This window comes from Lacihabitans sp. LS3-19 (genome assembly GCF_024343575.1).
In the GTDB taxonomy this organism is placed as follows: Bacteria; Bacteroidota; Bacteroidia; order Cytophagales; family Spirosomataceae; genus Leadbetterella.
In genome coordinates, this window is sequence record NZ_RJUA01000014.1 from 86688 (window position 1) to 107171 (window position 20484).

Consider the following 20484-nt stretch of genomic DNA (forward strand, 5'->3'; position numbering starts at 1 on the left):
AATATGATAAAATCTAAAGCAGCAATAGCATCAGGCGAGGGTAAATTTTCGATTCAAACCATCGAAATATCAGAACCTATAAACGATGAAATATTGGTAAAAATAAAGGCCGCAGGTATTTGTCATACCGATTGGGATTCGCAGTCGTGGGGCAAAACTTTGGTAATGGGCCACGAAGGTGCTGGCGAAGTTGTGGCCATTGGCGAGGCTGTTAAAAACTTTTCTCTTGGAGACAAAGTAATGCTCAATTGGGCGATTCCATGTTATGAATGTTTTCAGTGTCAAGAAGGAAACCAACATATTTGCGAACGTAATTCGGCAGTAACGGCTGGAAATAAAGTAAGTGGAGGCCATGCTACTTTTGAGTCAACCATCTTTAATGGCCAAGCCATCGAAAAAGCATTTAGCTTAGGAACCATGTCGGAATACACCTTGGTAAGAGAAGCTGCTTGTGTTAAAATTCATGTAGATATGCCATTTACTTCAGCTGCAATAGTAGGTTGTGGTGTAATGACGGGTTACGGTTCTGTTATCAATGCCGCCAAAGTAAAGCCAGGAGCCAATGTGGCGGTATTGGGAACTGGTGGCGTTGGTCTCAATGTGATTCAAGGAGCAAGAATAGCGGGAGCAGGCAAAATAATTGCTGTTGATGTAAATCCTTTAAGACTTGAAATGGCCTTGGAATACGGTGCTACGCATACACTTTTGACAGAAAAAGAAGATGTCGGTTTATTAAAAGCAGCCGAAGCCGTAAAAGATTTGTGTGGTGGGAGAGGAGCAGACTATGCTTTTGAATGTACTGCCATTCCTGACTTAGGAGCTGCACCATTGGCTATGATACGCAATGCAGGTACGGCAGTTCAAGTCAGTGGCATTGAGCAAGAAATCACGATAGACATGAATCTTTTTGAATGGGATAAAGTGTATATAAATCCGCTTTATGGAAAATGTCGACCGCAAATAGATTTTCCTATTTTGCAAGATCTATATGCCAAAGGCGACTTGTTTTTGGATGAAATGGTTACGCGAACTTACGCTTTAGAAGACCTAGCTCAAGCATTCCAAGATATGCACGAAGGCAAAAATGCCAAAGGCGTGATTCGATTTGAAGATTGATTTGATTGATTCGATTTGATGATTGATTTGATTTACGATTAATTTGATTTACGATTTTAGATTTTCGATTAATGCGATTTTAGATTAATTCGATTGACGATTTTAGATTTATAATTGAATTGATTTAAAATTAATTTCATCTGACAAAAATATTGAAAATTAGCATTCTAAATCTTAGACAATTTGAACCCCGAAGAGGTGACATTATTATAACAAAAACGAACCTCTTTGAAAAAAAAAACCATGAAAGGGTTTAATTTTCATACGCTTGCATTTGTTTTATGGAGGTAAATATTTAACGAATACTATGAGTAGTTTTTTTACAACAGAAATAGCTGATTATCAAAACCTTGAATTCATTACTGTAAAAAGCAATGCTCTAAAAAAGCGTGCCGATATCACGGTTTATAATCCTTCAAAAGACGATATAAATGCAAAATCTTTACCCGTAGTTATTCTTCTACACGGCGTTTATGGTAGCCACTGGGCTTGGGCGATGAAAGGCAAAGTGCATGAAACAGCTCAGCGTTTAATTTCTGAAAGTAAAATAAAACCAATGGTCTTGCTTATGCCTTCGGACGGACTTTTTGGAGATGGAAGTGCGTATATTCCTCATAAAACCGAGAATTACGAAAAATGGATAGTGGAAGATGTGATAGAAGTAGCTAAAGAGCTAATACCGAAAGTTGACGAAACTTCGCCTGTTTTCATTGCTGGACTTTCAATGGGTGGTTTTGGAGCTTTGAGATTGGGAGCAAAATATCCAAAGATTTTCAAAGCATTTTCTGGTTTATCGTCGATTACCCATTTTGAGCAAATAGAACAATTTGTATCTGATTTTTCTGAACTTAAAAACCAAGCTTTGGAGCTAGACGGGGTGTTGGATTGGATGATAAAGAACAAATCAGAACTTCCACCTTTTAGGTTTGATTGCGGCTCAGAAGATATTTTAATTGAACAAAACAGGAAACTCCACGAAGATTTGACAAATTACAATATCGAGCACACTTATAAAGAAAATCTTGGTGCTCACCAGTGGGAATATTGGTCGGAGCATATTGTCGAAACATTGGAGTTTTTTAGTAGTAAACTTTGAAGAGGCAGCAAATTGGCCACCTCTCCATAACTATTTCTTATAATATACCTTTAGCGAATTTTAATACGCCACCCAAAGAATCACGTACTTTTGGCTCAGCCGCTGCACCACCAGTTTTCAAAAGATTAACACTCGACATAGCCGTTGAAATCAAAGAACCGCCAGAAGCAGCCGAACTTCCACCCAAAAGCGACAGGCCACTTTTCATCATACCCAAATTGCCAGTTAATGCAGAAGCTTGTCCAACAAGACTTTTTCCACCCATAAGCGAGCTTAATTTATTTGCTCCCAAAGCCATCTTTACCATTGCTATAGCTTTTTGCAGAACGCCGCTTTGAACACCACCACCCGAAATCAATGGAATAAGTTTTTTCAAATTCCCAACTTGACCTAAGAGTTTGTCTTTAAACTCGCCAGAAGAACTTTCAGAAGACTTTTCGATGCTTTCAACAGTCTTGGTCAATGCCATCGCTGTAGCTGCATTATCTTTTCCAGCACTCAAGCTCAGTACATTATCCAACATCATTTCAGTAGAATCTGTAACAGCGTCAACTGTTTCAGCAGGCTTTGCAAGTGCCTTTGGGAATTGAGCAAAACTTACACTGGAAATAGCCAATAATGCTACAATTAAGATGCTTTTTGTGGTTTTCATATTTTAAAATTATGATTTGATTATTTGTAAAATTAAGCAAATGTTCGCTTTCCTGACATTAGAAATAGATTAATTTACATAAACACAAAAAAGGCAGCCTCAGAGAAGCTGCCTTTTACATCAAATTATTAGCTATTACATTACTTCAATACTTACATCTTTTTGCAGAGCTTCTTTTGACTTAGGAAGAGTGATTATCAAAACCCCATCTTCGTGCTTGGCTGAGATGTTTTCTATATCAACTTTTCTATTTAAGGCTACTACTCTTTCGAATGTTTTCACAGGAAATTCCTGTTGGGTAAATTTCGGTGGATTTTCAATTTCTTTTTGGCCGTTGATGTACAAAACATCCTCTTTTACGGCTATCGAAATATTTTCTTTGCCAAATCCCGTGGCATAAACTTGTACCAAATATTCGGTTTCATTTTCCGAAATATTCAAAGGTACATTGTATTTTGGACGACGGAAACCTCCGCTGAAGTTAGGCATTTGACGAAATGCCGGATGAAAATGAGCTCTATCTCTACACATGGTTTTAATTGTTTTTTTGGTTAATATTATCTTGAGTTTCATGGCCCTTTTCGCAATGATTTGCGTGGCGGCCGTGATGGTTTCCGTGGTGTCTCCAGCCGAAATGGGCCGTCAGTGCACCGAAAGTGAGCATAGCTGCTATGATACTCACAAAAAATCTTGGTCTTCTTTTCATAATTTGTACGATTAAAAATTAATCTATATTGATGATTTGGCTATTTTGATTTCTGTTTTTGAAAACCACGCTTTCAAATCCAGACATAGCATACACATCATTCCTAACGGTGCGATAGTGGGCCTGGGCATATCGCATTCTTCTTCTAAATCCCATACCCATAATGAAGAAGAACAGCAAAAAGAACAACATAATAAATGGAGCAAAAAATAAAGCGGCTCCCATAAATACTCCGAAAAAAATTGATCTTAACATTTTATATTTCTTGTTTATATAATGGAAGACGAGCAAGTGGAGATTTTACTTTAAAATTTTTGAAGTTTTCTTAAGTTTTAATTCTAACTGTTTAATTTTTAATGTTTTAAAGTATAAAAAAAGGCCTTTCATTGTTGAAAGACCTTTAAGTTTTATTGTAAAAATTGGACCTCACTTCCCGCACCTTTGCCTCCATTGTTCTTTAAAAGCCCGCTTTTCTTCATCGCTCATATCCATAAATTTTTCTTTGAATTTCGGATTCCCAAAGGGCGGTTTTCTGTAGCCTGCACCTCTGAAATTAAACCCACCAAACAAAATCCGGCTCAAAACAAAAAGACCCAAAGCTTGCAAATAATTGATTTTAGACCAATGAAAAATACCCGGAACCAGCCAGTTCCAAAGCGTCATTACCACCCATCCAAAGGCCAAAACCCCTGCCATGATTACCGGAATAAAGAAAAGCCGTTTTTTCATTGTCTTAATAATTTAATTCTTCGTATAAATAATTCAATCTATTTCTCAAGTGTTTCACAGCATAGCCCTTCCTGCTGATGATCGTCTTCAATTTTTCTCCTTTCAGGTCCGCTATCTGCTGCAAAGTTAAATCTTCCATTTCGTTTAACACAAAAACCTCCCGCTGGTTTTCGGGCAATTCCTCCAAAGCTTTTTCAAGTTCTTTCCAAAAAGTCTCCTTAAAAAGTGCCAAATCAGGGTCATTGCTGTCGTCCAAAAGCAATATTTCCTTAAAAATCAAGTCGCCGTCAGCGTCTTCAAAAGCATAATCGTCCAACGAGTCCGTCGATTTCTTCCTATACCTGTCTGTCACCTTATTTCTAGCCACTTGATAGAGCCACGCCGACACATTTTCGATGTCTTCCAGATTGCCAAAACTCGAAAGCTGATACCACACATCCTGAAGAATATCCTCAGCGTCTTCGTTTGACCGAACTTTCCCACGGATAAACCCGAACAGCTTTTTTCCAAAAGCCTGAATAGTGGATTTAATCGTTTTGGTCTCTTCGCTCATTTGCTAATAATCTTCTTTTTTTTGAGTAGACGTATCAAGCCCGATTTTACTTTAATTTTTTCAAAAAAACTTTCAAATAATCTTTAAAACCCTCTTCCCAATCTTTTCAAATACAATATTGACCTTTTTTTGTTAACAAATTTCGCACTAATGTTTTTTATTTTTTTGGGCAGCGGCCGGGCTTTCGCCACTCGCTCTTTGTCTGCGGCTATCGCCAGCAAACAAAGGAGCTCAAACAAAGGCTCTATCCCTGCTGCAAGGGCAACTCGCTTTTAATCAACAGCTTAATTGTCAAATTTCATCATAATTTCTTACTGAATTCCCCAAAATCACAGCCAAGAATGTCACCCTTCCGACAAAAAACAAAAACTTATTTTACAAATTGATTCAAATCCGCCATTTTTGACGTTAAAGAACTAAATGCCTTACCAACAAGAATTTATTTTTAAACAAAATCCTAAGTTTACACGTAAGTAAGACATAACGAATGAAATAATTTAAATAAAACAATAATATAAAAAATGAAAACCTTCTCAAATCTCCTTTTACTGTTTTTCTTGTTTTTTAGTATAACAGGTTGTTCGCAATCACGCAAAAAACAAAAAGTTTCTGCTCCTAAGGCAGCCTACCTTGGATTGGCTGCTGAAGATACCACTTGGACCGAAAAAGTTATAAAATCTGACAAAGAGTGGAAAAAAATCTTGACCCCGCAGCAATATTACATCACCCGCGAGCAAGGAACCGAACGTCCATTTTCAAGCGAACTGAACCACGTAAAAGGCGACGGAATATTCTTTTGTGTTTCTTGCAAAAATCCCTTGTTTAGTTCAGCCACAAAGTTTGACTCAGGCACGGGCTGGCCTAGTTTCTGGCAGCCATTGGCCTCAAAAAGCGTTTCTGTAGGTATGGACAATTCCCTCGGAATGGTACGTGACGAAGTGGTTTGTGCTCGTTGTGAAGCTCACTTAGGTCATGTATTTAACGATGGCCCCAATCCAACAGGATTGAGATATTGCATGGACGGAGATGCCATGTATTTCCAGAAAGCCCCAATGTTAGAAAAAGCCGTTTTTGCACAAGGTTGTTTTTGGTGTGTAGAGGAGATTTTCGAAATGGTAAATGGTGTGCAGGAAGTGATTTCGGGATACGCAGGCGGCACAGAGAAAAATCCCACCTATGAGCAAGTGGGCAGCGGTGTTACATCTCATGCGGAGTCTGTTGAGGTTATTTACGATCCCAAAGTCGTAACTTACGAGCAATTACTCAAAGTGTATTTTAATTCAGGCGACATCACGCAGGTAAATGGACAAGGACCAGACAGAGGAAGGCAATACCGTTCTATTATTTTTTATAAAAACGAACAAGAAAAACAACAAGCCGAGGCATATATCAAAACTTTAGATGCATCTGGTAAATACAAAAGCAAAGTTTCGGCGGCAATTGAGGTAGTTCCTTTTACCAAATTTTATGAGGCTGAAGGCTATCACCAAGACTACGTAAAGCTTAATCCAAACCAGGGATATGTGCAAGGAGTATCTTTACCAAGGTATTACAAAGCAATCAAAAACTTTCCTGAATTATTAAAGAAAGGCGTAAACCAATAAGCATTTTATCGTCTTGATTAAGAGCAGTTTTCTGAAACGGAAACTGCTTTTTTTGTTTGTCGGCAAAGCGACAATCTAACAATATGTTTTTTTCCTTCTTTGCAAAAAAAAAATCAAAATGAAAAAAATATCAATATTGCTCTTTGTTTTAATCAACACCAATTTATTGGCTCAACAAAAAAATAATTATGCTGAAATAGGTGGAGGCATTGGTGCTTCGTCTGGTAGTTTTGGAGCGGCACTCCACAAAAACTGGACTTTAGGAAAGAATAATAAATTTGTAATAGGAACTGGTCTGAGATTTACATCATTTTTTGGAACTGACATCAATTTTATCACGGCACCAGCAGACTTGACCTCAGACCCTAAAAACCTTGATACGCTTTTAGCTCCAAAGCCATCTCTTAGTTCTTTAAATGCAATGATTAATTTGGGCTATAGACTCAACAAAAAAATTGAATTTGGATTTAATATTGATGCTCTTGGCCTATCGTATGGGCCGACAGGCTCGCCTTCTTATATCACCAACGGAAAAAGCACCGTTGTGTCTGCAAAACCAACAAGTCTTAATCTTTTACTGGTTGGCGACAGAGATAAAGGTTCTTTAAATTCACATCTTTATGCAAAGTATGATATTTCAAACAAAATCGGACTTAAGCTAGCCTATCAGTTTTTGTTTAATGAATTGACTACCAGTACCAAAGTACAAACCGTTCCATCAGACAATGATAGATTCCGAGTGAAATCCTCTATGGTGTTTGTTGGTGTTTCTTATGGATTTTGATATTATCATTTCGGATGATAATTCCTAACCGCATCTTTAATAACCTGTGCTTTATCCAATGTCATTTTTTTTGTTTCTTTATTTAGATACAAATCCATTTGACTGGCATAATTTGGGTCGCTTTCGTGGTTAGATGCTCCATAATTTATTACTGATTCTATTTCTGGCAGTCCAACCTTGGGGAATCTTACCAATTCTATGTAAGATTCTCCAGCCTCGGCTTTCATGGTGCCATTTTTGTAGGGTTTAGAATGTATGGCCGTCAAAACATCTGGCATTCCCCAAATCGCCTTTTCGTCTTTTCCTCTTACCAATTTCTGTAATTCTCCCAAGTTGATTTCTTCCTTTCCGAAATTATCCACCAAATATTTTTTTACATACGTCAAGGCTTCTATGCAATCATCCTTGCTCAATTTTGTATCAAAACCGCTTTCTGTATTTTTTAGTTTTTTGAATAAATAATAATACATCACCAAAAAACTCGCCGCTCCTTTGCTTTCTATTTCAGCTTTTTTGTTCCAGTTTTGGATGCTCTCTATTTGGGTTTTTATAGCGGGATGTTCTGCGGATTTCAAAAGATAGAATTCACTCAAATCTGTCTGAAACGCCAGTTTTTCGGGCAACTGACTATCGTATTTTATTTTTTTAAAGTCCTCATAACTAAGTTTTTGATGTTGAGCTATCAATTCCTGAAACCGCATGCTGCGGTTATTGTCATGGGTTTCATAGCCCATCGTTTCATCAAATTTTTCGGCTTTCAGATTATCCTTTTCGCCTGAAGCATTAAAGGGCGTATTGTTGGTGTTAAACAAATACCCACTTTCAGGATTTACGTATTGTGGCAAATCTTGAAGTTTATGGAATCCCGTAGTCAGCGTGGCAGAAGTATTGCCCGGAAGTGTATTTTTCCAGTCATAACCTGTTGGTCTCAAGGGGATTTTGGCATTGCTCACATAAAAAATCGTGTCGTTTCGGTCGGCGTAGATGGTGTTAAACATCGGAATGGCCACCATTTCCATGGCTTTGTAAAACTCCGAATAGTTGCGGGCTTTGTCCATTCTGTACCATTGCTCCATGCCTCTGATGTCTTGGTTGGCACCGTATCTTATCGCAAATGTGCCCTTGTCGGTTTGCACCGTGGCACCGTATTTACTCCAAAGAGCCTTCTTTTTTACGGGTATTACTATCGGGCCTAATTTTACCTTTAGTTTTACCGTTTTTTGGTTAAGCGTTTCCCAATTATTATCGAATTTATATTGGTATTTGTTGGCAGGATTTATTTCCATCTGGTACACATCTATTCTGTCAGGATAGTTTACGGTATGTGCCCAACCCAAGTTTTCGTTTACGCCATGCAGCACCACTGGCGAGCCCGGAAATAGGCCACCGATAATGTTCAGTCCCTCTTCGCTACACAAATGTGCCTCATACCACGCCACAGGCCCTTCGAGCGGTTGGTGGGAGTTGATGTTGAGATAAGGCACGCCGTCCGTAGTTTTTGAACCCGATATAGCAAAAGCATTAGAGCCAGCCGCTTTGAAACTCTCCAGCGTCTTTATTTTTCCTTTAAAAATATCGCCCAAAACGCCATCCACGCCCGAAATAACCGAAAGTGAAAGCGTAACCGTCGTCATATAATCTTCGGTATTGACGGGGAAAGACTTTTTGACCAAAACCTCCTTTGGGTGATTTTTGGCATACGCATTTAGGCCTTGCACATAGCCTTCTATCAATGCTTTGTAATCTTCCGAGAGGTCGGTTTTATATTTTTCTTTTACGATTTCGCGGCAATGCAATAGTTCTACCACATAATCTACCGAGGCTCCTTCTTTGCCCTTTAGTCTGCCCAACATACCTTTTCCGGCCAATAAAGTCAACTGAATGGTTTTAAAATCATCCTCGGCATGTGCGTAGGCTAGGCCATAAGCCACCTCAGGATCCGTTTTGGCAAAAATGTGCGGAACGCCCCATTTGTCTCTCAGAATGTTGATTTTTTCAGGATTTATTTGAGCAAATGCAGAAATGGACAGGAAAAGGAATACGACAAGTTTCATTTATTTTAAATAAGGTTAAGAATAAACTTAAAATTACGCAATAAAATATCTTAAAAACACACAGAGAATACAAATTTAGAAATCAGATGAAATATCATGGAAGGTTTTAGATTTCTTGGAAATTTCTTTTCTTAGTATTTTCTTGAAAATAAATTTTTCACCAAAATATTAAATCCAAAAAATAAGGATAAAAAGATGGAAATTAGGTGGCGAAATGAGCTTGATTTTGCTCAAAGGTTTTTTACTATTCGGTTAGCATTTATTCTTGAAAATGAATAAGTTTGTAATGAAATAAAAATTAAGGAAACACAAAAATATCGGTTTACGAAACTCCAAAACTCACATGAAAATATTAACACTCCGCATGATAAAACACAAACATTTATTTATCAATTACTTAGAAAAAATAATCACAAAAAAACCAATTGCGATATTTACGCTACTCTTAAAAATAGTAGCGTAAACTGACTTGTTATCGGAAATAAAGATTAAAACAAAAAATAGATGTCTGACATTATCTTAAAGTTTTGGCCTCAGGAAGAAGTTGCTGAAATAAAAATAGAATTAATAAAGGAAGGGCTTACAAAGGCCAAAATTATTGGAGGTGTTAAAGATTTTTTGGGCAAACCTGCTTATGAACCTGGATTGTCAATTAACAATTATCTTGAGCCCCAACTTGATAGAAACCATTATTATTTTAAAGATATTTCTCTGTTAATTTCAGAATCTAACTATGGTGTTATGGAGGGCCCAGAAGATTTTGAATATATTGATAGAAATAATGTTGTTTCTATTGAAGGAGGAGATGGAGAGCTAGAAGGTTGGACTAAATTTTGTGAAAAATTAAAAGAAATTACTGGAGACGAGTATGTAGGTGGTTGGGAACTTCTATAATAACATAAAACTCTATAAAACATGTTTAAAAACTTATTTAAAAAGAAAGATGGAAGTCACGTTCCAGAAATCGACTTGAATAAAATATTTCCAATACTGAAAGGTAAACTGACTAATTCATTGACAAATAGTGTTGTCGGAGAACCAATTAGTATTCAATTATTCGACGACATTGATATTCTTTTCGCTATTGACAAAGGTGAACAGTTTGAGTTCATCAATGAAACGACTTTGATAGCTTTGAAAATTAATAAAGATGAACTTCGGTCTATAGCAATAGAAAACCTTAAGAAATATGTAAATCTAAAAGGTATTAATATTGAAGGTGACGAAAATATTCAAATGATTAAGCTTGATAGGGTTTTAGAATCATCATTAATCCTTTATGATGAACTTTGGACTAAATTCTGCATTGATTACTCAGACGACATTGTAATAAGTATACCTTCAAGAGAATTACTACTTATTTCTTTAGCAAGTAACCCAACAGGTATTCAACAATTGAAAGAAGGAGCTCAAGATTTATTCCAAAATGGACATTATAAACTTACAGAAAACCTTTTTATTAAAAGACTTGACGGAACACTCAAAAAAATGGAATAAATCCGATAACACGAGGCTATAAGAAAGCGGTTGCAAACCGCACAAGGCTAACGCACAAAACCGCCTTCTCATAGCCCAATCGTTACAACATTTGTTACCCAACCCGCTGCAAATAAACAAATTAATAAAATATTAGAATAAAATAAATGAACTGTAATAACTGTAAAACCGAGGTAAGCTCAAAGTTTTGTCCGGACTGTGGGCAACCTTCTGCTCTTAAAAGAATTGATGGACATTATATAATCCACGAAATAGAACATGTCTTACATTTTGAACGTGGAATTTTATATACAATTAGAGAACTCACTATAAATCCAGGTCAAAATATTAGAAGGTATCTTACTGAGAACAGAAGCCGACTTGTTAAACCAATTATTTTTATTATTCTGACTTCATTAATTTACTCTATTATTATCAACTTTTTTCATATCGAAGAACAGTATGTGAAATTTGAAGGTGATGGGGCGAAGTTGGGAACACCAATGAAAGTTTTCGCTTGGATAAAAGGCCACTATGGTTATGCAAATATTATTATGGGTGCATTCATCGCGTTTTGGACAAAGCTGTTCTTCAAAAAACATCAATATAATTACTTTGAAATCTTAATATTGCTTTGCTTTGTTTTAGGTATTGCGATGTTAATTTTTTCAATATTTGCGATGCTTGCTGGACTGACAAACCTGAAAATATCACAAATAGGTGGCATTGTAGGCATGATCTATATTTCTTGGGCAATCGGACAATTCTTTGGAAGAGACAAAATATTCAATTATGTAAAAGCCATATTTGCATATTTATTAGGTATGTTAACTTTTGGAATTTTGGCTTTCCTTTTGGGGATGTTTATTGACCTAATTATAAAACACTAAAATATTATAGTAAAACAGGTTTCAATAGCGTTTTCAGCTCTTCGCCCTGCTCCAAATGACATACCGAAGCTAAATAAGACAGGATTTCCAATCCTATTTATTTTAATTTTCAAAAACTTAGGCCAACAAGTTTAGAGTTGATATTTGAAAAGGTTTGTTGTGATAATTATGAAAAATTTTTGGAACTTAAGTCTTGGGAATTCATAATTCAGATTTAAAATCCTCATAATATTACTGTAAGATGTCTTGCATAACAAGTGGAAAAGCGGAATACCAAACCCAAAAATAATAAGGACAAAAAGATGGAAATTAGGTCGGTGAAGGGAGCTTTTTTTTGCCTTAAATTTTATTGTTATTCAGATAGTATATATTCTTGAAAATGAATAAGTTTGTAATGAAATAAAAATTAAGGAAACACAAAAATATCGGTTTACGAAACTCCAAAACTCACATGAAAATATTAAAGCTATAAAATACGAAACACAAATACTTATCTTTCAGTTACTTAGAAAAAATAATCACAAAAAAATCAATTGCGATATTAACGCTACTCTTAAAAATTGTAGCGTAAACTGACTTGTTAGGCACAATGATATGGAAAAGCAACAAATCATAGAAGAAATAATTTCTGAAATATTGGATTCGGACATTATTTTTTTTGCTATAGGTGGCTTTGGCAAATATCTATATGACGACAAAATCGATATTAAAGATTTAGATTTCTACATACCTGCTGAGTTAAATAATTCAGAAAAGTTGATAGGACTAATATTAAAATTTGATCGACGAAACAAACTAAACAACTATATCTTCGATAAAATAATACGAATTAATTATAAATCATTAACTATTGACCTCTTACCAAAAATTGATGGAGTTAATTTTGAAAGTGTAATGGAAAATTATGAAATTAAATATTTTAATAATTTACCTATTCGGACATTAAGTCAAAATAAAATTGAAGAAAACATAAATTTCATAAAAAATCAAATTGAATAAATATGGCAAGACCACGAAATGAAAGACACCAAGTAATAGCTTTTATTAGAGCTAACTGTGAGGCAATAATGTCTTTGGAAGACTTAGAAAATCTTAACAATAGATTTGAAAAATATGAAATTGAAGATTTTAAAACTTATAAATTTATTATTCATTACGAGCCACTTTATAAAATAATCACATCAAGTTATAGAATTCCAGATGAAGATAACTTTAATGGAACAAAAGAAGAAATAGAAAAAATAGAAAAATATATTCCAGAGGCAACCATTGAGACTTTGAGTTATTTTGATTATGTGGGAGAAAAAATTCATAGTTGTATAAAACAAGGGGAAGATTATTGGGATGATGATTTAGACACATCTGATTCATCTGACATTTACAAACTCATGACTGGCTTGCATAATTACCTAACCAAAAATTACATAGAAGAATATCATGAAGAAACAAAGCACGAAACTGAAAATCTGAAATTTATGGCGGAATTTGCTCAAAAGTATAGTTTAGAAATAAGATTTTATGATGGCTACTTTTGGCAATAGAACGAATCACTGTGCCTAACAACGTATTGCCAATATGGTGGCAGACGGAAGTAAATGAGCTTTTTATTCGATATTGGGCAGTATTTCCAGCTGACGGAAACCGACTGAACTTTTGTAATATTCCTCAGCAATTGGTACATTTATGAAATTTTGTTGCGGGCTGAAAGTATTTCAAATCCCACCACATCAGCAATACTTTTACGTTATGACCTATGTTAAAAAGACATTGAAGCAAGTAATATTCATACTGACAATAATACTTTTTGTGACAAGTTGCGATTTCAAGTCAGCTAAAGACTATTTGAACGAAGCGGACAAACTTTCTGAAAAGGGGAAATATAAAGAAGCAATAGAATTACTTGACAAAGCAATTGAGAAAGATCCTAAATATCTTGGTTCATATATAAATCGTGGAGCAGAGAAATCAGCACTTGGAGACTATAAGGGAGCTATCGAAGACTACAAAAGTGTTTTACAAATTGACCCAAAAAATACACTTGCACTTTTTAACATTGGGAATAATTACAAACGAATTGCCGACTTCAAAACAGCAGTTGAATATTATGATAAAGCTTTTGACACCAAAGGCGGACAAATAATTTATTTAGACCTAACTCCAAACGATTTTATTGACCTTAGTGAGTTTGACGTTCCAGGACACGAAATACATTATGAAAGGGGAATCGCTTATTATAACATTGACAGTTTGCATAGAGCATTCAATGACTTTAATGCGGCAATACAAAAAAATTATATGAAAGGAGAGTGCTATTTTTGGCTTGGCTTTATTTATATTTCTACAGGACAGACTGACTTGGCTTGCGAGAACCTTAAAAAGTCAAAACAACTTGGCTACAAAGACGCTGAAGAAGAATTAAAGAAATATTGCAACGAATGACAAGAAACACGGGGCTATAACAGCACCCACCAGAAATTGGCGGTTCAGTGCTTAAATGAAGGTTTGTGGTTCGTATCAAGTTCAGTGCTGGCAGACAGTTTTCGTCACCGAAATCGCCAACTTCTTGTAGTTGCAAACCGTCACTGCACAAAACCCTTCACAGCAGTATTTCTAGTACTCACGTGCGTTTTGAGAATAGGCAGAGCGGCTGTGAAATTAGACAGATTCGTCAAATTGGTATAAGGCGATACTTCCTTTTCGCTTCCATTTACAAATGGCGTTATCATATTTGTGGCATTGTCAAACAAAGTGTTCATTTTGCTGGTAGTGAATACGTTATCATTAAATTCTTTCACGTAGGTTTTGTATTTAGCATAGTAAACTGGATCTTCGGCCACGTATTTTATCAATGGCCAATTGCTGGCCACGCCAGACAAATTTAAGTTTACTCTGGCGGCACTGGTCAAGGCTTCGTTGTTGTCCCATGGTATCCAAACCACCTTTTCGGTAGGGTGATTGTAAAGGTAATAATTGTGAGCCATGGCACCGTAGGTATCCCAGTTTACGAGGGTGGTATTTACGGCCAACCATTTTACAAATTGGTCCATGTTCATGTTTTCCTCCAATTTACTTCGCCATGCTGCAGCGTCGGAGGTTCTGTTGGTGGCATTTAGGGCAGAAATGATATTTTTAACATCCGAAAAATCCGCCGCCTTGCTGTTGTTTTTCTTTTCAAAATTGGCCTCAACAAACGAAGTGAAATTGGACTCAGGTTTATAGATATTGCCATCATCACCACCAAATTGAGACTTTATCATCGTGTCGTCAATTACTTCTACTGTAGTGTAAACGCCGCAGTATTTTAGTCCATCGCCAAAGTCGATATACACCTTACAGAAAGCAGTTTGAGCGGCAGGAATGCCCGCCATTCTGAATATATCGGCAGACACTTTTTCTCTAATGAGCGAATTGTCTTTGGCTCCAGGCGAAAACGAAAGCTCTTTAAAGCCGTACAACCTTTGGTTGGATATTTCGGGATGTTCGTCTTCATATTTGTCCATATTTAGTCTGAATGGCAATTTATAAATGCCTGACTTCCAGGTCGAATTTAGGGTGGAATTGCCTTTTAATCTAAATCCTGCATTCTCCCATTTTTTACCATTAAAGTTTAGCGTAACTGGTACGTAGGCTGGCTCTTCGCCAAAGTCAGTTATTCCGCCACCGCCAGGTTGACCGCCACCTCCGGGCATTCCGCCACCTTGAGGGCCGCCACCACCTACACCAAATGTGCCTTTATTTTTGGCTACCATATCTGTCTTTATGGCTTCCCAATTCGTCTTCCCGATGATTATTTCTAAACTGTTTACTTTGTCTTGCGGGAATACCACGCTATAGTCTGGCTCGCCTTCTTTGGCGTGCGAGGCCGTGGTCCAATCCGAATTGGTGCTTCCTATTTCAGGATCTACGGTGTCTTTTGCATTTTTCTCACATGAAAAAAACGTTAGAAGCGAAACAATCAGTAAAAGCTTAAATTTTAAATTCATATTGGTTTTACTTTTAAACTGAATACGCAGTTTAGTTTAAAGCTGCTGCTTTTGGGGATTTGAATTGAAAAATATTCTTTTTTAAACTATTTTAAATTAGATTTTTAAGGACTGATAATAAAATATACTTTATGTGCCTTGCCAGGCGGGCATTCTTTTTTTTCGAAAAAAAAGAATCAAAAAAAACACTTTTTTTGCAATGATCCTCTGAAAAATTTCGTCAAACACTTTTTGGGCTATAAAAAATCCTTTTGAAGCGAAATTTTACAACGGACTGCAAAAAAAATATAAGGACCAATTAGTATTTATTTAGAAATTAGTAAAATACTGATAATATGCATTTTAAAATTTCGAAAATATTTTAAATGATTGATTTTTAGTGCTTTAATTTACACGGAAATTTTAGTTAAATAACTTACTTCAATCCAAAAATCTTGTTCATTCGTACCCATTTTTCCCCTGGTTTGGCCATTGGAAGGGCCTGTTGGAATGTCCACATGAAATTCTCCCATTTTTGCACAATCGGATTTTCGGCATCGGCTTTGGCTTTGGCTTCGAACGAAAAATCATCTTCCGTATCCATAATCATAAACATCCTGGTGCCTATTCTGTATATCTGCATGTCCTTGATTGCAGCATCTACAATCGTCTGCCTTATTTCGGGCCAAATACTCTCATGAATCTTTTCGTATTCCGCTATTTTTTCGGCGTCGTCTATTAGGTCGAGAGCAAAACAATATCTTTTCATTTCTAATTCTGTTTGTTTGTCAATATGCTTTTTGAGAATGGCACACGGATTTTATGGATTGGACACGGATTTTTAATTTTTTAAAATCAGTTTGGCTCAAAAGGCCATCTAATTTATGTTTATCAAAAAAAATCATAGATTTTTATTAAATGAAATTACCTTCATTCTTCGATATAATTTATTTTCAAAATAAACTGCAATAATTTAACAATTAGGTTGTTACATCTTTTAAATTTAGAATATTTAAGTCTTTTAAATATCTTTTATTTTGCAATATGTCCCAATTTTTTTAAAATCCAATGTCCACGCTTCATTTGTTTTTATCCAAATTCTGTTTCAATAAATTATCTACCTTTGTGTATGGAAAAAATCTTAGCAAAAATAGGCATTGCGGCATTGAACGAAATGCAAAAAGCCACTATCAAAAGCATAGCCGAAAACGAAAACACCCTCTTGCTTTCTCCAACTGGTTCGGGCAAAACTTTGGCGTTTTTGTTGCCACTTTTGGACATACTCGAAAACATCGAAAACCAAATACAAGTGATGATATTGGTGCCTACGCGTGAGCTTTCGCTACAGATAGAGGCCGTTTGGAAAAGCCTCGGTACGGGGCATAAAATCAACGCTTTTTATGGTGGTCACAGCATGGAAGTTGAGATAAATAGCCTTAAAAATCCGCCTGCCGTGTTGGTGGGTACGCCTGGGCGTATAGCAGACCACTATACCCGCCGCACCATAGACAGCCGCCAGGTTAAAACCCTCATTTTTGATGAGTTTGACAAGTCGCTGGAGATGGGTTTTCATGAGCAAATCCAGTTTATATTGGAGCATTTGCCCAAAATCAACAAACAGGTTTTTGTGTCGGCCACGCAGGGAATTTCTCTGCCAGAATTTATAAAAACCCCAACACTAAACCAACTGGACTACATAAGCGATGGCCAAAAAAACCGAGGTTTGGCACTGAAACTTGTAAAAACCACCGATAAAATACAAGGCCTTGGGCTGCTTTTGGGGCAGATAACACAGTCGGCCACGCTGATATTTTGCAACCAAAGAGACGAGGTGGAAGAGGTGGCAGGCTTAATGGCCAAGCGAGGCATAAACTGCGGCGTGTTTCATGGAAAAATAGAGCAGGTAGACCGCGAAAAAGCCCTGATAAGATTCAGAAACGGCAGTGTGCGGTATTTGATCAGTACCGATTTGGCAGCCAGGGGATTGGACATACCGGAGGTTGAAAACGTGATACATTACAGCCTGCCTTACCACGAGCAGGAGTTTGTACACCGCAACGGACGCACGGCCAGAATGAACGCAACAGGCGTAGCTTATTTTTTGATTGACAAAACCGACAAACTGCCAGCCTACCTTGGCGACGCCGTGGAGGAGCTGCAGCTAAAAGACGAAAAGTCTGAGATAAAAGCGGAGGAATTTACGACGATATATATCAGTGGAGGAAAAAAAGACAAGATAAATAAGATAGACATAGTAGGGTTTTGTATGCAAAAAGGTGGCCTTGAAAAAGACGCCCTCGGCAAGATAGAAGTGCAAGACTTTGCCTCCTACGCCGCCATAAAAACAACAGCCCTAAAGACCTTCCTAAAAAACATACAAGACCAAAAAATAAAGGGCAAAAAGATGAAAATTGAGGTGGCAAGATGAGCTTGTCTATGCCTTAAAGTTTTTTATTTTTCGGGTAGTATTTATTCTTGAAAATGAATAAGTTTGTATAGTAATACAAATTAAGGAAGCACATAAATATTGGTTTACGATACTTTTAAACTCATATTGAAATAGTAATGTAACACAATAGAGGATGCAAGTTAATCAATATCAGTAACTTAGATAAAATATTCGAAAAAAAACAATTGAGATATTTACGCTACTCAAAAAAGTAGTAGCGTAAACTGACTCGTTATGTGGCATTTTAAGAGACCCAACGAATAAACAATGAACCAAAGAGAAATCGACATAAACGAAATTCAAAGATTAATAGCGGAAAAAGACTCTTTGGGTGTTGAAGAAAAAGCTTTTGGCTTTATTCAATGTTATCCAAGAGACGAAGAAATCCTATTATTACTTTGTGAGATATTTGAATCCGATTGGCATTTAAGACAGGAAGATTTAGCTTCCAGCTTTCAGTTTGTCAAAAATCCAGTAACTGCAAAATCATTATTTCGAATGGCATTCAAGCTGACTGAGTATGATAAATGGAATGATACATTCCCAATGCAAAGAAAATGTGTTTGGGCTTTAGCAGACATTGGAACAATTGAGGCAATAAATTACTTAAAAGAAATTGAATCAAAAGCCAATAAGACAGTTGCTTCTTTTGCAACTAAAAGACTTCAAAATTGGGAAAGTGAATTACGAAGAAAAGGACAAATGTTAAGAAGTGACGTAAATTATTCTTTCAATATTTCTCTTGATAACTATTCAAATAGTATTAAAGAATTACCAAAAGACGGACAGAGGATAATTGGATTCAATCAAAATATACTACATCACGAGGTTGAAAATTATCAAACAGGTAAGTTAAAAACTATCGTTGATAATTACATAGTTGTTTATCAAGCTTACAAGCCAAGCATTGCTGATTTTGCAGTTAAAAACCAAAAACTTGGTGGGAACGATTTTAATTATTCAAGAATGAGTTGGATAAAACCCAATTTCCTTTGGATGATGTACAGGTGTGGTTGGGCAGAAAAAGAAAATCAAGAAAGGGTCTTGGCGATTTGGATAAAGAAAGAAGTTTTTGAAGAGATTTTAAGAAATTCAACATTTACTTCATTTCAACCTAATTATTTTTCAAGCGAAGACGAATGGCGAAGTGAATTAGAAAATAAAAAAGTACGATTACAATGGGACCCAGACCACAACTATAATGGTGATAAAATAGAAAGACGAGCTATTCAACTTGGCTTAAAAGATGAAGTCCTTGAAAAGTTTGGAAAGGAGCAAATCGAATTTATAATGGACATTACAGAATTTGTAAAAGAGCAAAAGTCAAATATTGATAAAAATCAAATTGACAAACTACTTGTTCCTAAAGAAAGAGTACTTGAATTTACCGACAAAGAATTAATGAAAAAAATTGGAAACGAAATATAAAACGCCACATAACAACTAAGGCTTCGTTCGGCACAACGTGCCTAGAATGAAGCCAATGTTGAACTTAATCTTTGGTAGTTTTTTCCTTATAAACACCTGATTTTCCGCACCTATGGGGTTTTCGTGATGTTTAGCCTTGCTTTTTGAGAGTGATCTGACACTCTGATATGAAGTTTTGTTTGGATTTGATGTTTTTATCCCATTTCTAGTCTGATTCTATAAATTTTGGGCATACCTACCCTTACCCACGTTCATACCAGAACCGAGCGGTTTAGCTTTTCCCAAATTTCCTTGTAAAACTCTGGAGGCCCTCGCTGGTCAAAGCATAGTATTGTTCGCAAACTGCCCGTTTTGCAACATTTGCAAGGTCTTACTCTTTGAGTTTTCCCTTTGATTTCTGTTTGTTTTTGTCCAAGTTTTTGCTGCAATGCAGGTAATCTGGCTCGTTTCCAAGTGCTGCTCAATATTCCATAATGCCGAATTCTGACAAGTCCTTTAGGAAGAATGTGCTGGCTAAATCGCCTCACAAACTCCTCATGACTTAGTGTCATTTCTTTGATTTGGGCACCCGTTTTGTAGTCTTTGTAGCTGAATGTTATCGTCTTGTCATCAACAATTTTAATCCGATGATTGCTAATGGCTACCTTATGGGTATATCTACCCAGATATTCCACTACCGATTTAGGACTTCCAAACGGACGCTTGGCATACACCACCCAATCTTTCTTGTAAAGAGCATTAAGTAGCGTTTGGGGTACTTTTTCCTTTAGCCTTTGCCTGAGTTCAGCTAGGTATTTTGCTCTGAATACCACACTCATGGCTTTTACAGGAAACAGAAATTTGCCTTTAGAGCGAGCTTTTCGCCAATGTCCTTTGGCATCAACTCCACCACCGGGCACTATGCAATGCAAGTGCGGATGAAGACTCAAATTCTGTCCCCAGGTGTGCAATACGGCTATCATGCCTGCCTGTGCATTGAGATGTT

At 36.5% G+C, this 20484-nt stretch carries 23 protein-coding genes; 13 read left to right on the forward strand and 10 right to left on the reverse strand.

What is annotated here, in order from left to right:
• Positions 1–3 precede the first annotated feature (3 nt).
• Both EGI22_RS11775 and EGI22_RS11780 read left to right on the forward strand, forming a co-directional pair.
• Positions 4–1116 (forward strand): Zn-dependent alcohol dehydrogenase, encoded by a 1113-nt coding sequence (locus EGI22_RS11775; protein ID WP_255068609.1) that lies wholly within the window; start codon positions 4–6, stop codon positions 1114–1116.
• A 307-nt stretch (positions 1117–1423) separates the two neighbouring features.
• Positions 1424–2212, forward strand: coding sequence for an alpha/beta hydrolase family protein (locus EGI22_RS11780; protein WP_255068610.1), 789 nt, complete (start codon positions 1424–1426; stop codon positions 2210–2212).
• A 37-nt stretch (positions 2213–2249) separates the two neighbouring features.
• Here the strand turns inward: EGI22_RS11780 and EGI22_RS11785 are convergent, their stop codons facing one another.
• The 6 genes from EGI22_RS11785 to EGI22_RS11810 form a co-directional block, all read right to left on the reverse strand.
• The gene (locus EGI22_RS11785; protein ID WP_255068611.1) at positions 2250–2864 is read right to left on the reverse strand and encodes a hypothetical protein; all 615 of its coding nucleotides are present in this window, start codon (positions 2862–2864) and stop codon (positions 2250–2252) included.
• A 135-nt stretch (positions 2865–2999) separates the two neighbouring features.
• Entirely contained in the window at positions 3000–3395 is a 396-nt protein-coding gene (locus EGI22_RS11790) for an Hsp20/alpha crystallin family protein (RefSeq protein ID WP_255068612.1), read from the reverse strand.
• A gap of 4 nt (positions 3396–3399) precedes the next feature.
• Positions 3400–3570, reverse strand: coding sequence for a hypothetical protein (locus EGI22_RS11795; RefSeq protein ID WP_255068613.1), 171 nt, complete (start codon positions 3568–3570; stop codon positions 3400–3402).
• An 18-nt stretch (positions 3571–3588) separates the two neighbouring features.
• Complete coding sequence (locus tag EGI22_RS11800) at positions 3589–3825, reverse strand: hypothetical protein (protein WP_255068614.1); 237 nt, start codon at positions 3823–3825, stop codon at positions 3589–3591.
• Between the two features lie 171 nt (positions 3826–3996).
• Positions 3997–4299 (reverse strand): hypothetical protein, encoded by a 303-nt coding sequence (locus EGI22_RS11805; protein WP_255068615.1) that lies wholly within the window; start codon positions 4297–4299, stop codon positions 3997–3999.
• A 4-nt stretch (positions 4300–4303) separates the two neighbouring features.
• On the reverse strand, positions 4304–4852 hold the full coding sequence (locus EGI22_RS11810) for an RNA polymerase sigma factor (RefSeq protein WP_255068616.1): 549 nt from the start codon (positions 4850–4852) through the stop codon (positions 4304–4306).
• Positions 4853–5373: 521 nt separating this feature from the next.
• On the opposite strand from EGI22_RS11810, the gene msrA reads away from it, so the two are divergent.
• The gene (gene msrA / locus EGI22_RS24070) at positions 5374–6456 is read left to right on the forward strand and encodes a peptide-methionine (S)-S-oxide reductase MsrA (protein WP_310588147.1); all 1083 of its coding nucleotides are present in this window, start codon (positions 5374–5376) and stop codon (positions 6454–6456) included.
• Positions 6457–6574: 118 nt separating this feature from the next.
• On the forward strand, positions 6575–7240 hold the full coding sequence (locus EGI22_RS11825; RefSeq protein ID WP_255068617.1) for a hypothetical protein: 666 nt from the start codon (positions 6575–6577) through the stop codon (positions 7238–7240).
• A gap of 5 nt (positions 7241–7245) precedes the next feature.
• Here the strand turns inward: EGI22_RS11825 and EGI22_RS11830 are convergent, their stop codons facing one another.
• Positions 7246–9294, reverse strand: a complete 2049-nt coding sequence (locus EGI22_RS11830; protein WP_255068618.1) for a penicillin acylase family protein — start codon at positions 9292–9294, stop codon at positions 7246–7248.
• Between the two features lie 504 nt (positions 9295–9798).
• Here EGI22_RS11830 and EGI22_RS11835 point away from each other — a divergent pair.
• The 7 genes from EGI22_RS11835 to EGI22_RS11865 all read left to right on the forward strand — a co-directional run bounded on the left by EGI22_RS11835 (position 9799) and on the right by EGI22_RS11865 (position 14099).
• A complete protein-coding gene (locus EGI22_RS11835; RefSeq protein ID WP_255068619.1) occupies positions 9799–10188 on the forward strand; it encodes a hypothetical protein in 390 nt (129 codons plus the stop codon).
• 21 nt (positions 10189–10209) lie between these two features.
• Entirely contained in the window at positions 10210–10791 is a 582-nt protein-coding gene (locus EGI22_RS11840) for a DUF1444 family protein (protein ID WP_255068620.1), read from the forward strand.
• A gap of 146 nt (positions 10792–10937) precedes the next feature.
• On the forward strand, positions 10938–11660 hold the full coding sequence (locus EGI22_RS11845; RefSeq protein ID WP_255068621.1) for a DUF3667 domain-containing protein: 723 nt from the start codon (positions 10938–10940) through the stop codon (positions 11658–11660).
• A gap of 594 nt (positions 11661–12254) precedes the next feature.
• Positions 12255–12659, forward strand: a complete 405-nt coding sequence (locus EGI22_RS11850) for a hypothetical protein (protein ID WP_255068623.1) — start codon at positions 12255–12257, stop codon at positions 12657–12659.
• 2 nt (positions 12660–12661) lie between these two features.
• Positions 12662–13201 (forward strand): hypothetical protein, encoded by a 540-nt coding sequence (locus tag EGI22_RS11855; protein WP_255068625.1) that lies wholly within the window; start codon positions 12662–12664, stop codon positions 13199–13201.
• 11 nt (positions 13202–13212) lie between these two features.
• Positions 13213–13347: a hypothetical protein gene (locus tag EGI22_RS11860; protein ID WP_255068626.1), complete on the forward strand. Its 135-nt coding sequence runs from the start codon at positions 13213–13215 to the stop codon at positions 13345–13347.
• An 80-nt stretch (positions 13348–13427) separates the two neighbouring features.
• Positions 13428–14099, forward strand: a complete 672-nt coding sequence (locus EGI22_RS11865) for a tetratricopeptide repeat protein (RefSeq protein WP_255068627.1) — start codon at positions 13428–13430, stop codon at positions 14097–14099.
• 140 nt (positions 14100–14239) lie between these two features.
• On the opposite strand, the gene EGI22_RS11870 is transcribed toward EGI22_RS11865, so the two are convergent.
• Both EGI22_RS11870 and EGI22_RS11875 read right to left on the reverse strand, forming a co-directional pair.
• Positions 14240–15643, reverse strand: a complete 1404-nt coding sequence (locus EGI22_RS11870) for a CotH kinase family protein (protein WP_255068628.1) — start codon at positions 15641–15643, stop codon at positions 14240–14242.
• 415 nt (positions 15644–16058) lie between these two features.
• Positions 16059–16391 (reverse strand): L-rhamnose mutarotase, encoded by a 333-nt coding sequence (locus tag EGI22_RS11875; RefSeq protein WP_255068630.1) that lies wholly within the window; start codon positions 16389–16391, stop codon positions 16059–16061.
• Positions 16392–16751: 360 nt separating this feature from the next.
• On the opposite strand from EGI22_RS11875, the gene EGI22_RS11880 reads away from it, so the two are divergent.
• Positions 16752–18050: a DEAD/DEAH box helicase gene (locus EGI22_RS11880; RefSeq protein ID WP_255068631.1), complete on the forward strand. Its 1299-nt coding sequence runs from the start codon at positions 16752–16754 to the stop codon at positions 18048–18050.
• A gap of 288 nt (positions 18051–18338) precedes the next feature.
• A complete protein-coding gene (locus EGI22_RS11885) occupies positions 18339–19499 on the forward strand; it encodes a DUF4291 domain-containing protein (RefSeq protein WP_255068632.1) in 1161 nt (386 codons plus the stop codon).
• Positions 19500–19750: 251 nt separating this feature from the next.
• On the opposite strand, the gene EGI22_RS11890 is transcribed toward EGI22_RS11885, so the two are convergent.
• Positions 19751–20484, reverse strand: a 734-nt coding sequence (locus EGI22_RS11890; protein ID WP_255068633.1) for a transposase, incomplete at its 5' end; no start/stop codon positions are given.

Excerpts from the sequence above, each read along its gene's own strand:
- EGI22_RS11775 (WP_255068609.1), top strand. The coding sequence starts at position 4 with ATGATAAAATCTAAAGCAGCAATAGCATCAGGCGAGGGTAAATTTTCG.
- EGI22_RS11780 (WP_255068610.1), top strand. The coding sequence starts at position 1,424 with ATGAGTAGTTTTTTTACAACAGAAATAGCTGATTATCAAAACCTTGAA.
- EGI22_RS11785 (WP_255068611.1), bottom strand. The coding sequence starts at position 2,864 with ATGAAAACCACAAAAAGCATCTTAATTGTAGCATTATTGGCTATTTCC.
- EGI22_RS11790 (WP_255068612.1), bottom strand. The coding sequence starts at position 3,395 with ATGTGTAGAGATAGAGCTCATTTTCATCCGGCATTTCGTCAAATGCCT.
- EGI22_RS11795 (WP_255068613.1), bottom strand. The coding sequence starts at position 3,570 with ATGAAAAGAAGACCAAGATTTTTTGTGAGTATCATAGCAGCTATGCTC.
- EGI22_RS11800 (WP_255068614.1), bottom strand. The coding sequence starts at position 3,825 with ATGTTAAGATCAATTTTTTTCGGAGTATTTATGGGAGCCGCTTTATTT.
- EGI22_RS11805 (WP_255068615.1), bottom strand. The coding sequence starts at position 4,299 with ATGAAAAAACGGCTTTTCTTTATTCCGGTAATCATGGCAGGGGTTTTG.
- EGI22_RS11810 (WP_255068616.1), bottom strand. The coding sequence starts at position 4,852 with ATGAGCGAAGAGACCAAAACGATTAAATCCACTATTCAGGCTTTTGGA.
- msrA (WP_310588147.1), top strand. The coding sequence starts at position 5,374 with ATGAAAACCTTCTCAAATCTCCTTTTACTGTTTTTCTTGTTTTTTAGT.
- EGI22_RS11825 (WP_255068617.1), top strand. The coding sequence starts at position 6,575 with ATGAAAAAAATATCAATATTGCTCTTTGTTTTAATCAACACCAATTTA.
- EGI22_RS11830 (WP_255068618.1), bottom strand. The coding sequence starts at position 9,294 with ATGAAACTTGTCGTATTCCTTTTCCTGTCCATTTCTGCATTTGCTCAA.
- EGI22_RS11835 (WP_255068619.1), top strand. The coding sequence starts at position 9,799 with ATGTCTGACATTATCTTAAAGTTTTGGCCTCAGGAAGAAGTTGCTGAA.
- EGI22_RS11840 (WP_255068620.1), top strand. The coding sequence starts at position 10,210 with ATGTTTAAAAACTTATTTAAAAAGAAAGATGGAAGTCACGTTCCAGAA.
- EGI22_RS11845 (WP_255068621.1), top strand. The coding sequence starts at position 10,938 with ATGAACTGTAATAACTGTAAAACCGAGGTAAGCTCAAAGTTTTGTCCG.
- EGI22_RS11850 (WP_255068623.1), top strand. The coding sequence starts at position 12,255 with ATGGAAAAGCAACAAATCATAGAAGAAATAATTTCTGAAATATTGGAT.
- EGI22_RS11855 (WP_255068625.1), top strand. The coding sequence starts at position 12,662 with ATGGCAAGACCACGAAATGAAAGACACCAAGTAATAGCTTTTATTAGA.
- EGI22_RS11870 (WP_255068628.1), bottom strand. The coding sequence starts at position 15,643 with ATGAATTTAAAATTTAAGCTTTTACTGATTGTTTCGCTTCTAACGTTT.
- EGI22_RS11875 (WP_255068630.1), bottom strand. The coding sequence starts at position 16,391 with ATGAAAAGATATTGTTTTGCTCTCGACCTAATAGACGACGCCGAAAAA.
- EGI22_RS11880 (WP_255068631.1), top strand. The coding sequence starts at position 16,752 with ATGGAAAAAATCTTAGCAAAAATAGGCATTGCGGCATTGAACGAAATG.
- EGI22_RS11885 (WP_255068632.1), top strand. The coding sequence starts at position 18,339 with ATGAACCAAAGAGAAATCGACATAAACGAAATTCAAAGATTAATAGCG.